The organism is Novosphingobium olei (genome assembly GCF_037076535.1).
GTDB classification, from domain to species: domain Bacteria; phylum Pseudomonadota; class Alphaproteobacteria; order Sphingomonadales; family Sphingomonadaceae; genus Novosphingobium; species Novosphingobium olei.
In genome coordinates this window covers 1509118-1522120 of sequence record NZ_AP029021.1, presented here as the reverse complement: position 1 = coordinate 1522120, position 13003 = coordinate 1509118, and the positions used below count along the sequence as shown (strand labels likewise).

General features: G+C 65.4%; 11 protein-coding genes. 5 read left to right on the top strand and 6 right to left on the bottom strand.

All coding sequences use genetic code 11. From position 1 onward, the window contains the following. Positions 1-114 precede the first annotated feature (114 nt). Positions 115-1017: a hypothetical protein gene (locus AACH40_RS07275; RefSeq protein WP_338645159.1), complete on the bottom strand. Its 903-nt coding sequence runs from the start codon at positions 1015-1017 to the stop codon at positions 115-117. A gap of 343 nt (positions 1018-1360) precedes the next feature. Between AACH40_RS07275 and purF the strand changes: the two genes are divergently transcribed. The 3 genes from purF to AACH40_RS07260 all read left to right on the top strand — a co-directional run bounded on the left by purF (position 1361) and on the right by AACH40_RS07260 (position 3991). After that, positions 1361-2830: an amidophosphoribosyltransferase gene (gene purF / locus AACH40_RS07270; RefSeq protein ID WP_338645157.1), complete on the top strand. Its 1470-nt coding sequence runs from the start codon at positions 1361-1363 to the stop codon at positions 2828-2830. Further along, positions 2830-3555, top strand: coding sequence for an SDR family NAD(P)-dependent oxidoreductase (locus AACH40_RS07265; RefSeq protein ID WP_338645156.1), 726 nt, complete (start codon positions 2830-2832; stop codon positions 3553-3555). The genes purF and AACH40_RS07265 overlap by 1 nt, the downstream gene beginning before the upstream one ends. A gap of 70 nt (positions 3556-3625) precedes the next feature. Next, on the top strand, positions 3626-3991 hold the full coding sequence (locus AACH40_RS07260) for a PilZ domain-containing protein (protein ID WP_169494139.1): 366 nt from the start codon (positions 3626-3628) through the stop codon (positions 3989-3991). Positions 3992-4023: 32 nt separating this feature from the next. Here the strand turns inward: AACH40_RS07260 and AACH40_RS07255 are convergent, their stop codons facing one another. Beyond that, on the bottom strand, positions 4024-5496 hold the full coding sequence (locus tag AACH40_RS07255) for a serine hydrolase domain-containing protein (RefSeq protein WP_338645155.1): 1473 nt from the start codon (positions 5494-5496) through the stop codon (positions 4024-4026). A gap of 147 nt (positions 5497-5643) precedes the next feature. Beyond that, complete coding sequence (locus tag AACH40_RS07250) at positions 5644-7023, bottom strand: deoxyribodipyrimidine photo-lyase (protein WP_338645153.1); 1380 nt, start codon at positions 7021-7023, stop codon at positions 5644-5646. Positions 7024-7096: 73 nt separating this feature from the next. On the opposite strand from AACH40_RS07250, the gene AACH40_RS07245 reads away from it, so the two are divergent. Continuing rightward, positions 7097-7864, top strand: a complete 768-nt coding sequence (locus tag AACH40_RS07245; RefSeq protein WP_338645151.1) for a phosphatase PAP2 family protein — start codon at positions 7097-7099, stop codon at positions 7862-7864. Here AACH40_RS07245 and AACH40_RS07240 read toward each other — a convergent pair. The 3 genes from AACH40_RS07240 to AACH40_RS07230 are packed head-to-tail and all read right to left on the bottom strand — an operon-like array spanning position 7821 to position 11799. Further along, complete coding sequence (locus AACH40_RS07240; protein WP_338645149.1) at positions 7821-8756, bottom strand: metal-dependent hydrolase; 936 nt, start codon at positions 8754-8756, stop codon at positions 7821-7823. The genes AACH40_RS07245 and AACH40_RS07240 overlap by 44 nt on opposite strands. 38 nt (positions 8757-8794) lie before the next feature. Next, positions 8795-9850, bottom strand: coding sequence for a 2-oxoacid:ferredoxin oxidoreductase subunit beta (locus tag AACH40_RS07235; RefSeq protein ID WP_169494135.1), 1056 nt, complete (start codon positions 9848-9850; stop codon positions 8795-8797). Then, entirely contained in the window at positions 9847-11799 is a 1953-nt protein-coding gene (locus tag AACH40_RS07230; protein WP_338645147.1) for a 2-oxoacid:acceptor oxidoreductase subunit alpha, read from the bottom strand. Before AACH40_RS07230 ends, AACH40_RS07235 begins: the two co-directional genes overlap by 4 nt. A 224-nt stretch (positions 11800-12023) precedes the next feature. Between AACH40_RS07230 and AACH40_RS07225 the strand changes: the two genes are divergently transcribed. Next, complete coding sequence (locus AACH40_RS07225; protein WP_338645145.1) at positions 12024-12995, top strand: alpha/beta hydrolase; 972 nt, start codon at positions 12024-12026, stop codon at positions 12993-12995. Positions 12996-13003: the final 8 nt, after the last annotated feature.

The following is a 13003-nucleotide window of genomic DNA, read 5'->3' as shown; positions in this document are numbered from 1 at the left end:
TTGGCCTGATGGAATGCGCGATGGGGGACTTAAGGGGACTCGCCCAAACTGGCAATGCCTCCCCACCAGCCCACTCGGCGCGCTCAACCGCGCGAGGGCGCTATCGGTTCCCGCTCAGTCGAGCGCCATTACCAGCGTAGCCCGGCGGCGATGTCGCGCGGCGCGCTCACATACCAGCGGCAGCACGCACAGCGTCGCGGCAGCGGCATAGAGTGCAAAGAGCTGCATCCTGTCGCCCAGCGGCAGATCGAGAAGCTGGAACGGGCCGTATCCCGCGCGCGTCAACCGGCCACCGATCATGGCGAGCACGACCGGCAGCGAGGTTGCAATCAAAGCGTTGCCAAACCAGGCGACACAGACGGCCAGTGCCATCGGCAGCAGCAGGGCGATCGGCATGGTCTGGGTAAACACCGCGTAGGTCAGCAGCGCCATCACCGCGAGTTGCAGCACACTCGAAACGACCTCCTCGTGCTCGAACCGCTCGCGCCCTCCCGCCAGGCGCGATAGCGTCAGCGAGACCGGGATAGCCATGATCAGGCCGACCGCGTGGCCGATGAACCAGTGAAAGAAACTGTGCGCGCCATGGAACGGCACGATCAGCGGCAATACCAGCGTGCCCAGAGCCGCGCCGCCAAGCGGCACGAGCAGGCCGATGCCGAGGTAATACCCCGCCACCAGCTCCAGCGCATCTTCGGGCCAGCACGATCGGAGCAGGACACGCAATATCAGGGCCGCACCCGTCGCCTCGGCCACGTTGACCACCGCGAGGGGAACCGCCGGCCCCCAGCCGAGCCCGATGCAACCGGTGATGACGACATTGACCAGCATGCACCACAGCAGGGTCCGCAGCCACAGCGGGCGGGGCGTTTCGACCAGCCGCGCAGCCAATACCGGCCCACCGACCCAGATCATCGCGATGCCGCCTTCGAAGCGGCTGACCAGGATCGAATAGCTGACCGCCATCGCATAGACGATGACGGTGACCGTGCACGAACGGGATTCGCGGGCGCGTTGCATCGCCCGTTACATGACGGCCAATGATTAAGGCGGACCTAACCCCGGCATGAGCCTGCTCGGCGGCTCAAAGCACCACGTGCGTTGCGTAGGACAGCGTGAGCAGCCCGACGAACAGCGCAACGACGACAATGATCGCGTTGCGGATGAGATCGGTCGACATTGCTCTTCAGCTCCTTGAAAAATCTGACATCGATACGATTGGATAGCGCCCCCGGTTCCGGGCGGGACAGCGCACCTGCAGCAATCCCCTTGCGTTCTGTGACAAAGGTCGCCACATGGGCGCCGACCCTGGCCGGCGGCCCAGCGCGCCCCAGTAAGTCCAGCGCGTGAGTCCACCAAAACCATGAATATCACCGATCCCTTTCACGACCGCGACGGCGACAAGCTGCGCGAGGAATGCGGCATTTTCGGCGTGCTCGGCGCGCGCGATGCCGCCGCCATGGCCGCTCTCGGGCTGCACGCGCTGCAGCATCGCGGCCAGGAAGCCGTGGGCATCACCAGCTTTGATGGGCGCGAGTTCTATTCACGCCGTGGCATCGGCCATGTCGCCGCCAACTTCTCTTCGGGCCAGGCGATTGCCGAGCTGCCGGGGATGATGGCCGCCGGCCACGTCCGCTATTCCACGACCGGTGGATCGGGCCTGCGCAACGTGCAGCCGCTGTTTGCGGATCTCGCTTCGGGCGGCTTTGCCATCGCGCACAACGGCAACATCTCGAACGCGATGTTCCTCAAGCGCGACCTCGTCCAGAAGGGCGCGATCTTCCAGTCGACGTCCGACACCGAAGTCATCATTCATCTCGTGGCGACGAGCCGCTACCCCACGCTGCTCGACCGCTTCGTCGATGCGCTGCGCCTGGTCGAAGGCGCCTATTCGCTGATCTGCATGACGCCCGAAGGCATGATCGCCTGCCGCGATCCGCTCGGCATCCGTCCGCTGGTGATGGGCAAGCTCGGCGATGCGGTGGTCTTTGCCAGCGAAACCGTCGCGCTCGATGTCGTCGGTGCCGAACTGCTGCGCGAAGTCGAACCGGGCGAACTGATCCAGGTCAGCCTCGATGGCGAGATCAGCAGCCACCGCCCGTTCGGCGATCAGGCTGGGCGTCCCTGCATTTTCGAACACGTCTATTTCAGCCGCCCGGACTCCATCATGGGCGGACGTTCGGTTTACCAGGCGCGCAAGGCGATCGGCGCCGAACTCGCCGTGGAAGCCCCGGCCGATGCCGATCTCGTCATCCCGGTGCCCGATAGCGGCGTGCCCGCAGCGCTCGGCTATGCCCAGCAGTCGGGCCTGCCGTTCGAACTCGGCATCATCCGCTCGCACTACGTCGGTCGCACCTTCATCCAGCCGTCGGACGGCGCGCGCAATCTGGACGTCAAGCGCAAGCACAACGCCAACCGCGCCCTTGTCGAAGGCAAGCGCATCGTGCTGATCGACGATTCGATCGTGCGCGGCACCACCAGCCTCAAGATCGTGCAGATGATGCGCGATGCCGGCGCCAGCGAAGTGCACATGCGCATCGCCAGTCCGCCGACCGAGCATTCCTGCTTCTATGGCGTCGACACGCCCGAACGCTCCAAGCTGCTCGCCGCGCGCATGGATGTGGAGGCGATGGCCAAGTTCATCCAGGCCGACAGCCTCGCCTTCGTCTCGATCGAAGGGCTCTACCGCGCCGTAGGCGAGGCGCAGCGCAACAAGGCCTGCCCGCAGTACTGCGACGCCTGTTTCTCGGGCGAATACCCCACGCGCCTTACCGACATGGCTGAGCGCGAGGATCAGGGCCAGCTCGCGCTGCCGGTGGGCAAGGTCGCCTGATGAGCGCTGAATCACGGCCGTTCGAAGGGCAGGTTGCCCTCGTCACCGGTGCCAGCCGGGGCATCGGCGCGGCCACGGCCAAGGCGCTCGCCGCGGCCGGCGCGCACGTCATCCTCGTCGCGCGCACCGCCAAGGATCTCGAGGCGATCGAGGAAGCGATCTTCGCCGCCGGCGGCACCGCCACGATCGCCCCTGTCGATCTCGCCGAGCCCGAAGGCATCGCCCGCCTGGCGACCGCCATCGGCACGCGCTGGGATGCGCTCGACATTCTCGTCATCAACGCCGCCGTGCTGCCGGTGCTGACGCCCGTGTGGCAGATCGAACAGCGCGACTTCATGCGCGCGCTGACGCTCAACATCCTTGCCACGCAAGCGCTGATCATGGGCTTCGACCGCATGCTCAAGAAAAGCGCCGACCCGCGCGTTGTCGGCGTCACCAGCAGCGTCGGCGCCTCGCCCCGCGCCTACTGGGGCGCCTATGGCTCTTCCAAGGCCGCGTTCGACAACCTGCTCGAAAGCTATGCGCTGGAAACGCGGGGCACTTCGAAGATCCGCGTTGCCGTTGTCGATCCAGGCGCCACCCGCACCGCCATGCGCGCCAAGGCCTACCCCGGCGAAGATCCGCTGACGGTCAAGGAGCCCGAAGTCGTGGCCGACCGTATCGTCGCGATGCTGGGCGAATTCTTCGCCAGCCCGCACCGGGAGCGCGTTAACCCTCCCGCGTAAGCCCGCGTTAACGTCGTCACGTCACACTCAGCCCATCCTGCCGACCGTTACGGGAATGCGGATTGGGTCGATGAGCACGACATGGCGTGATTCCCGGTTCGGACCGGGCAGCTACGAATACTCGGCGCAAGAGGACCGCTGCGCCCCGCGCAACCGCGTGGCCATCCCGTCGACCTTGCGCGCATCTGCCGCCAAGAGCTTCCCGACCACGGTTCAGGACCTCTCTCTCGGCGGCTTCTCGGCCGTGGCGCTGCACCGAATGCACGTGGGCACGATGTGCTGGCTGACGCTTCCGGGGCTGGAATCGATGCAGGCCGAAGTCGTCTGGTGGCAGGACGGCATGGTCGGCTGCGCCTTCGCCAACCTGCTCAGCGTCGTCGTGCTCGACGATCTGTTGGCGCGCTACGGGGCGACGCCGCTGCAACCGCCGCTTTAGGAGCTACGGCAAGGTCGAGCGAAGGGAGGACCTTAAGTCCCTTTGCGCAGCTCCGCCAACATCTCGGCGCTGTGATCGTTGTTCGGGTTCAGCTCCAGGGCTCTCCCGTACGCCGCCATGGCACCGGCTTTGTCCCCTATAGCAGACAAGGCATCGGCGTAGCTGTCATGCGCGTTTGCACTGAGCGGATTGGCGGCGACATTGTAGGCAAAGATCGCAACGGCGGCTCGGGCGCGCTTGCCGAACAACAGGCGATAGCCCCACTCGTTCAACCGATCCTCGTTCAAATGCAATTCGGGGTGCTGATGCCGCACCCCGGCAATGCTGGCTGGCACATCGGCATAGTCGGTGGCTTCGAGCGCACGTCGCAGTTGCGCCAGGCCCACTGGGGCACCGCACACGATATCGTGGATCTCGCCTGCAAGCTGCTCCAGCTGATACTGCACGTCTCCATTGCCGCGATTGGTCAGCAAGACGATCCCGTAACGCTGCGAAGGATAGAATTCGCAGTAGCTTGAGCAGCCAAAGCTGCCGCCGCTGTGCCGATAATACAGGCGGCTGTCGGCTGCCTTGGCGATGATCCAGTGAAAACCGATGGCTTGATGGTCTGGCGTTCCCCACAACGGCTGCTGAGTCTGAAGGATTGCCGGATCGTCTGCTGCAATCTGCGCATTGATGTAGCGGGCCATGTCCGCCGTGCCATACCGCAAACCGCCAGCGGGCATTATCAGGGGCACTGCGAGCGGCGGCATCGCTTTTTCGTCATAGCCGATTGCCAAGCGCTCAATCGGGATATCGCCCGTTCCTTCGCGCATGCGCAGGGGCTTTTCGATAAAGCGCGCGACCAGTGCCGCGTACGGCTGTCCATAGATCCGCGAAAGCACGATACCGAGCAATTGCGACGCGGTGTTGGAATGGCGCGGCTCCCTGCCCGGTGTGTCTGTCAGGCTGGCTTTGGCAAGATCGCGAAGAAAGTCCCCCTGCGTATAGTCCTTGTAAAACTCCACGACGCGCTGCGGTAATTCAGCGGGGCTGGGATTGCCGAGCCCTGCCTTCCAATCGGGAACGTTGTCCGGCAAGGCCGACGATGTAGTGATGATATCTGCAAGGGTGACGGCACGCCCATCCTTAGACAGATTGTCGAAACCGGCGGGCAGATAGCGCCGTACGTCGTCGGTCAGCGCGACGCGCCTTTCCCTGATCGCGTGCGCGAGGATCAGCCCCGTGAAAGTCTTGGTGATCGAGCCAATCTCGTAGACTGTACCCTTGCTTGCGCGGGCACCGCCACGCACCGCGAACCCAGCATCATGGTATCGCGTCAATCCATCGCGCACGATAGCAATCGAAATGCCATCAGCCTTGGCATCATTCAGGAACGCATCGAGCCGAGCGGCGATTGGATCGCCTGGAACACCGGCGCGCAATGCAAACGGCACTGCGCCAAGAGCCAAAGCGGGTGCCGCCTTCAACAGATCTCGCCGCAGCCACCCACTCTTCATCGCCATTCCTTCTCCGGAAGGCGAGGCTTAACGATGGCTCTTTGCAGCGTCGAGGTTCCGGGAAGAAATGCTGAACAGACCCGTGGATAGAAGGCAACCACAATAGTTGACTATGCGGGCTCCGCTTTACGCCTCAGTGGAACGTGGCCGCCGCTAAGCTTCTTCCTTCATCGCCGCATGCGCCGCCAGCGCCCTCGCCCGCGCCTCGGCATGGCCGATGATCTTTGCCGGATACCCCTTCGGCGCTCGCTTCGGATCGTGAATGTCCTCGTCCGAAAGGTGCTTAAGTTCGGGCACCCATTGCCGGATGTAGCCCGCCGCATCGAACTTGGGCGATTGGGTCAGCGGCGCCATGATCCGCACGAACATGTTGGAATCGATGCCCGTTCCCGCGATCCACTGCCAGTTGACTGCATTCGAGCCATAATCCGCATCGACCAGCGTGTCCCAGAACCAGCGCTCGCCTTCGCGCCAGTCGATCAGCAGGTGCTTCACCAGAAAGCTCGCGGCGATCATCCGCACGCGGTTGTGCATCCATCCCGTGTGCCACAACTCGCGCATCCCGGCATCGACGATCGGATAGCCGGTCTGCCCCCGCTGCCACGCCTTCAGTTCGGTTGTCGCGTGCCGCCACTTGATCGCATCGAACGCATCGCGCGCGTTGCGCGAGCCGTATTCAGGATACTGCAAGATCACGTTCTGCGCATAGTCGCGCCAGCCAAGCTCACCCAGGAACGTGCGCACCGAACCGCCCGCATCGGCCACTTCATGCCACACCGTCGCGGGCGATATCTCGCCGAAGTGGAGGTGGGGTGAAAGCCGCGAAGTCCCCTCGATCGAGGGCAGGTTTCGGCTCTCCTCGTACTTGCGCGCCTTTTCGACGAAGGCATTCAGCCGCTTACGCGCACCCGCTTCGCCCGGCTTCCATTCCTCGCGCATGCCGCCCGCCCAATCGGGCTTGCTCGGCAGCAGGTCCCAGTCGGCCAGGTCGTCGCTCGCCGGCCAGTGCGCTGGCGCTTCCAGCTTATGCGGCTTTGCCAGCGGATCGTGCGGCGGCATCCGTTCGGACAGCGCGCGCCAGAATGGGGTGTAGATCTTGTACATGCCCCCGCTGCCCGTGGTTACCGATCCGGGTGGTGCAAGATAGTTGCCGTCGTGGCATTCGAGCGACAGCACCTTTGCCACCGCCCTCTCGGCATTGCGCCACCACGGCTCGTAATGACGGACCGCATGGACCGTACGCGCACCGGTATCGCGGCGGATCTTCGCCAGTTCCTCGTGCACCTTGCCCCGGCGCAGGATCAAGCGTGATCCGAGCTTGCGCAGGTCTGCGTCGAGGCTGGCAAGGCTGTGGTGCAACCACCAGCGCGAAGCGCCGCCCATCGCATATTTTTTGGCGACATCGTCATCGAGGACGTAGACCGGAATGACGGGCGCGCCGCTTTCTCCAGCGGCGGCGAAGGCAGGTTGATCGGCCAGGCGCAAATCACGCCGCAGCCAGACGATGGTGGGGGCGGTCCCCGAAGATGTCACGATTGCTCTTTCCTGTTGCGCCGAAGGCAATTGGGCGGGAACACCCCGCGATACTTCTGTGTTCCGACCTGCCATGAGCGAACGAACCTCCCAAGGCCGATTGCCCCAAAGGACGTACAGCTGGCGCATAGCGCCGCGCCATGCGCTGGCCGCATCCGCCCTGTGCTGGGCAGGGTTTGCCTTCGTTGCGTGGGCGGTCGCGACGGGACGCAGCGGCCCGATCGATGATGCCGGCTTGCTGTTCTGGCGGCGCGGCACGGAACTTGTGCCTGCCGGGCCGACCTGGCTGCTTGAGGCGGTGCGCGATCTGACGTCGCTCGGCGGTGTGCTCCTGCGCAACCTGGTGCTCGTGGGCGTGCTCGCCGCGCTGCTGTTCCTGCGCCTGCGCCGCGAAGCGGTGCTCCTTGCAGGAACCGTCGCCGGCGGCTGGATCGTCAACTCGCTGGTCAAGGCGGCTGTCGGCCGACCGCGCCCGCTGATCGTGCCGCACCTGACCGAAGCAGGCGGGCAGAGCTTTCCCAGCGGGCACAGCTTCAACTCGGCCGTGGTCTACATCGCCATCGCCTTGGCCTTCGCCGCGATGAGCCCGCGCCGCTCTGTGCGCTGGACGCTGATCGTCACCGCCGTGATCCTGAGTCTGGCCATCGCCTTCACCCGCGTCTGGCTGGGCGTTCATTTCCCCAGCGACGTTGCGGCGGGCTGGCTCGGTGGCGCAGGCTGGGCCTTCCTCGCGTCGGCCCTGCTCCACCGCCCCGCCAAGGCCGTGGCCGAAAAGGCCGAAACCACGCTCGATGCGCTCACCCCTGCGGGCGACACATCTCCAGATCGACCGAGCGCGTGAACGAACCCTTGATCGGCGTCGATGCGAAGCGCGCATCGGCGAAGGTCACCGTGGCCGTGCAGCCCGACCGCTCGACCCTGGCCATCGGCATCTGCGACCAGTCCAGGAAGCGCTGCACATCAGCCGATGCGCCCACCGCCTGCCGCACCAACGGAAGCGCCATGTTGTCGGGCACTGGGGCGGTCGAAGTCGTGAGCTTGCGCAATGACACAAGCGGATCGTAGCTGCCGCGTCCAATCGCGCCATCCTGACGCCAGACCACCTCGCGCCGCCAGAACGCCAGCGGCTCGGGCGACGCGAACACGCGGTCCGGACGGCCCGGCGGCGCCTGCCACGCGAAGGCAGAAATGGCGACGTTGGCGACAATGAACGCTACCGATGCCACCAGCGCCGCCACGGCCGCGCCGCCCGTGCGAGCCTTGCGACTGCGCCAGATCCCGACACCGAGCATGGCCAGCAGCCAGGGCGACACGATGAACAGCCCATCGCTGTGGAACCACCGCTGGCTGGCCGGGGAGAGAAGCTGGATGGCATAGACGTTCTGCAGATCGAGCAGCGGATGCGTCAGCGCCGCCAGCCAGCACAGCGCCAGCAGCCAGCCCAGGCGCAACGGCGGCGCATCCGCCGCGATCCGCCCGCGCGCCACCTGCCAGCGATCGAGCAGCCACAGCAGCCCCGCGAGCACCGGCGGTAGCAGCAGCACGCCACCCACCAGTCCATGCGTGAACCCGCGATGCATGGCGAGCGGAGGCCAAGGCGCCCACCCGAAGAAAACGTCGATGTCCGGAAGATTGGCCGCCAGCACGCAGGCGGCAAGACCCTTGCGGGTCCGGTGCTTGAGCCCGGTTTCCGCCAGCGCCCAGCCGAACAGACTGTGGGTCAGGTTGTCCAACCGGGCCCCCTACCCACAGTCCTTCGTCTGGTCCGGTGTCAGACCGGGTCCGCCGCCGTTCCCGAAACGGTCCAGGTCTGCCCCTTGCCCAGCAGCTTGGCGAGATTGGCGTCCTTGCCCGCGCGGGCCTGTTCGTCCTGAGCCAGCGCGGTCGCCTCGTAGGTCGGGCGCGGATCGTCGTAGATCACGCCCAGCGCCATCGGGAACGGGCCGAACGGCATCTCCACCAGCATGTGCGCGATCGCGCGGTTCTTCACGTTGTGGACGATCACGCCCGCCGACTGCCAGTCGCCATCGACCACGTCGACGACCTTCAGGCTCAGCGTCTCGAGATCGAGCGCGATGCCCTTCACGCCGCCCGACTTGACGCTGCCGAACAGCATCGGCTCGCCATCCTTCACCCACAGCTGGTTCTGGTCGGCCACACCCTTGGCGGTGAAGTCGTCGAAGCGGTCCTTGTTGTAGACGATGCAGTTCTGGAAGATCTCCACGAACGCCGCGCCCTGGTGCGCGTGCGCCGCCTTGAGCACGCCGCCCAGATCCTTCGACACGTCATAGGCCCGCGCGATGAAGCGCGCCCCGGCGCCCAGCGCGAACGCACACGGCAGTGCCGGCCGATCGACCGAGCCCAGCGGCGACGTCGGCGAATTGGTGCCTTCGCGGCTGGTCGGCGAATACTGGCCCTTGGTGAGGCCGTAGATCTCGTTGTTGAACAACAGGATCTGCGTGTTCACGTTGCGCCGCAGGATGTGCATCGTGTGGTTGCCGCCGATCGACATGCCGTCGCCGTCGCCGGTCACCAGCCACACGTCGAGTTCCGGATTGGCCAGCTTGATGCCGGTCGCAAAGGCCGGGGCACGACCGTGGATCGTGTGGAAGCCATAGCTTTCGACGTAATAGGGGAACCGGCTCGAACAGCCGATGCCCGATACGAACACGGTCTTCGAAGGGTCCGCGCCGATTTCGGGCAGCGTGCGCTGCACCGCCTTCAGGATCGCGTAGTCGCCGCAACCCGGGCACCAGCGCACTTCCTGGTCGGTTTCCCAGTCCTTGATCGTCGTCTCGAACTTGGTGATCGGGGTCATGTCGTTCATGGATTGACACTCTTGATGCTGGGCAGCTGGGTACCGTCGGCGTCCACTTCGCCACCGATATCGCCACCGAGCGCGTCCGTGATCGCGGCTTCGATTTCCGCGATGGTGAAGGGCTGGCCGCTGGTCTTGTTGAGCGGCTTGGCATCGACCAGGAACTGGTCGCGCAGCACGGTCTTGAACTGGCCGGTGTTCATTTCGGGCACGAGGATCTTGTCGTAACCCTTGAGCAGCTCGCCCAGGTTCAGCGGCAGCGGCCACACGTGGCGCACGTGGATGTGGCTGACCTTCAGACCCTTGCGGCGCGCACGGCGCACGGCCTGGTGGATCGGGCCATAAGTGCTGCCCCAGCCGACCACGGCCAGCGTATCACCTTCCTCGCCCAGCGTGATGTCCTGCGCAGGGATACCCTTGGCCACGCCGTCGACCTTGTCCTTGCGGGCGTCGGTCATCGCCTGGTGGCTTGCCGGGCTATAGTCGATGTTGCCGGTGCCGGGGTTCTTCTCGATGCCGCCGATGCGGTGCATCAGACCAGGCGTGCCCGGCTTGATCCACGGACGCGCGCCCTTTTCATCGCGCGAGAACGGCAGCAACTCGCCATTGGGCCCGTTCTTTTCGGTCAGGAACTTGGCCGGGAACGGCTTGAAGCTCTCCGGATCCGGCACCTTCCACGGTTCGGCCGCATTGGCGATGTAGCCATCGGTCAGCAGCATCACCGGGGTCATGTACTCCACCGCGATGCGGCAGGCTTCGATGGCCACTTCAAAGCAGTCGGCCGGGCTGCGCGCGGCGATCACCGGCATCGGCGCATCGCCGTTGCGGCCATAGATCGCCTGATACAGGTCCGACTGCTCGGTCTTGGTGGGCAGGCCCGTCGAAGGGCCGCCGCGCTGCGAATTGACGATCACCAGCGGCAGCTCGGTCATGATGGCTAGGCCCATCGCCTCGCCCTTCAATGCGATGCCCGGCCCCGACGAGGAGGTTACGCCAAGCTGGCCCGCATAGCTCGCCCCAATGGCCGAGGCGATCGCGGCGATCTCGTCTTCCGCCTGGAAGGTGGTGACGCCGTATTCCTTCAGCTTGGCAAGGTTGTGCAGGATCGCCGAAGCCGGCGTGATCGGATACCCGCCGAAGAACATCGGCAGGTCGGCCAGCTGCGCGCCCGCCACCAGGCCGAGGCTCACCGCTTCGGCGCCCGTCACAGTGCGATAGAGGCCCGGTTCGCTCTCCACCGGAGCGATGTGATACTGCTTCAGCGGCCCGGCCAGTTCGGCGGTCTCGCCATAGGCGTGGCCTGCATTCAGCGCCGCGATGTTGGCCTCGGCCAGCACCGGGCTCTTCTTGAACTTGGCGTTGAGCCAGTCGATCAGCGGCTGCCGGTCGCGGTCGAACATCCACAGCGCAAGGCCGAGCGTCCACATGTTCTTGCAGCGCAGCGCTTCCTTGTTGCCAAGGCCGAAGGGCTTGACCGCCTCGAGCGTCAGCGCCGAGATGTCGAACGCCAGCAGCTGCCACTTTTCGAGGCTGCCGTCTTCCAGCGGATTGACCTCGTACTTGGCCTTTTCGAGGTTGCGCTTGTTGAACTCGCCGGTGTCGGCGATGATCAGGCCGCCGGCCTTCAGCGCGCCGACATTGGTCTTCAGCGCCGCCGGGTTCATCGCCACCAGCACATCGGGCTGGTCGCCCGCCGTCTCGATGTCGGTCGATCCGAAATTGATCTGGAAGGCCGAAACGCCGAACAGCGTACCCTGCGGCGCGCGGATTTCCGCCGGAAAGTCGGGGAACGTCGCCAGGTCATTGCCGGCAAGGGCGGTCGAAAGCGTGAACTGACCACCGGTCAGCTGCATCCCGTCACCCGAATCGCCGGCAAATCGCACCACGACCGCCTCGGGAGCGGCGGGGATTTCCTTGCCGCCTGTCAGGGCGTCCGGTCCATCTGCAAGTGTAGCCATACTATCCTCTGCTGCGCGCCGGAGAGTCGCCCTCCGCCGATGCTCGTGTCGCGCCTATTCCCCCAAGCGCTCCGGGGCAAAGAAGAAAATCTGCCATGCCTCAAAACGTGAAGCAGACTTGATTCTGTTAGCCGGGACTAGTCAAGTTGCAAAAAGCAGACTCAATATGGTCCTGCGGGCCAGCTACCCATCAAGGGCGGGCCTGCGAAACGAGAGGAAAGCCGATGTCCGAAAGCGATACGATCGAAAAGCCGCAGCACTACGTCCGCCCGGACGTGCAGGCCTTCCTGGCAATGATGAACGCGGTCGAGGCCCCGCCGATGAGCGCGGTCGGCCCCGAAATGGCCCGTGCAGGGTACGTCGCCATGGGTCAGATGGCCGAAGCCGATCCGCGCCCGCTTGCCGTCATCCGCGATCTTTCGTGCCCCGGCCCCGCCGGCGACATCGCCCTGCGCCTCTACGACAAGCGCGAAACGCGCGACGCCAGCCCTGTCGTCGTGTTCTATCACGGGGGCGGCTTCGTCATCGGCGATCTCGAAACGCACCACAGCCTGTGCACCGCGATTGCCGACGAGCTCGACCTGCCGGTCGTCGCGGTCGACTATCGCCTCGCGCCCGAACACCCCTTCCCCGCCGCGCCCGACGATTGCGAGGCAGCCACCCGCTGGATCGCCGGCAGCCCGGCAGAGCTCGGCCGCACCGTCACCGGCCTTGTCACCACGGGCGATTCCGCCGGCGGCAACCTCACCATCGTGGTCAGCCAGGCGCTCGCGGCCGATCCTGCGGCCGTGCCGGTGCTGGTCCAGGCGCCGCTCTACCCCGTGGCCGACGACAATCTCGATGACTGGTCCTACCATGCCTTCGCCGAAGGCTTCCTCCTGACGCGCGAAACGATGATCTGGTTCGGCGAATGCTACGCGCCCGAAGCCGGTCATCCCCGCTCGGCCCCGATCAAGGGCGATCTGTCGAAGACCCCGCCAACGGTGCTGGTCACCGCCGGCCTCGATCCGCTACGCGACGGCGGACGCGCCTATGGCGCCGCGCTGATCCAGGCGGGAGTTGACGTCAGCTATCTTGAGTTGAAAGGCACGATCCACGGCTTCGCGCAGACCCGTAAGGCGCTGCCTTCGGCCAACGATGACCTTTCGGCAATCCTCGGCGAGGTAAGGCTGAAACTGGCGCGCGCTGGCGCCTGATTCGAAAA

What these genes read in the sequence shown, in the direction of transcription:
- AACH40_RS07275 (WP_338645159.1), bottom strand. Translation starts at nt 1,017, where the DNA reads ATGCAACGCGCCCGCGAATCCCGTTCGTGCACGGTCACCGTCATCGTC.
- purF (WP_338645157.1), top strand. Translation starts at nt 1,361, where the DNA reads ATGAATATCACCGATCCCTTTCACGACCGCGACGGCGACAAGCTGCGC.
- AACH40_RS07265 (WP_338645156.1), top strand. Translation starts at nt 2,830, where the DNA reads ATGAGCGCTGAATCACGGCCGTTCGAAGGGCAGGTTGCCCTCGTCACC.
- AACH40_RS07260 (WP_169494139.1), top strand. Translation starts at nt 3,626, where the DNA reads ATGAGCACGACATGGCGTGATTCCCGGTTCGGACCGGGCAGCTACGAA.
- AACH40_RS07255 (WP_338645155.1), bottom strand. Translation starts at nt 5,496, where the DNA reads ATGGCGATGAAGAGTGGGTGGCTGCGGCGAGATCTGTTGAAGGCGGCA.
- AACH40_RS07245 (WP_338645151.1), top strand. Translation starts at nt 7,097, where the DNA reads ATGAGCGAACGAACCTCCCAAGGCCGATTGCCCCAAAGGACGTACAGC.
- AACH40_RS07235 (WP_169494135.1), bottom strand. Translation starts at nt 9,850, where the DNA reads ATGAACGACATGACCCCGATCACCAAGTTCGAGACGACGATCAAGGAC.
- AACH40_RS07230 (WP_338645147.1), bottom strand. Translation starts at nt 11,799, where the DNA reads ATGGCTACACTTGCAGATGGACCGGACGCCCTGACAGGCGGCAAGGAA.
- AACH40_RS07225 (WP_338645145.1), top strand. Translation starts at nt 12,024, where the DNA reads ATGTCCGAAAGCGATACGATCGAAAAGCCGCAGCACTACGTCCGCCCG.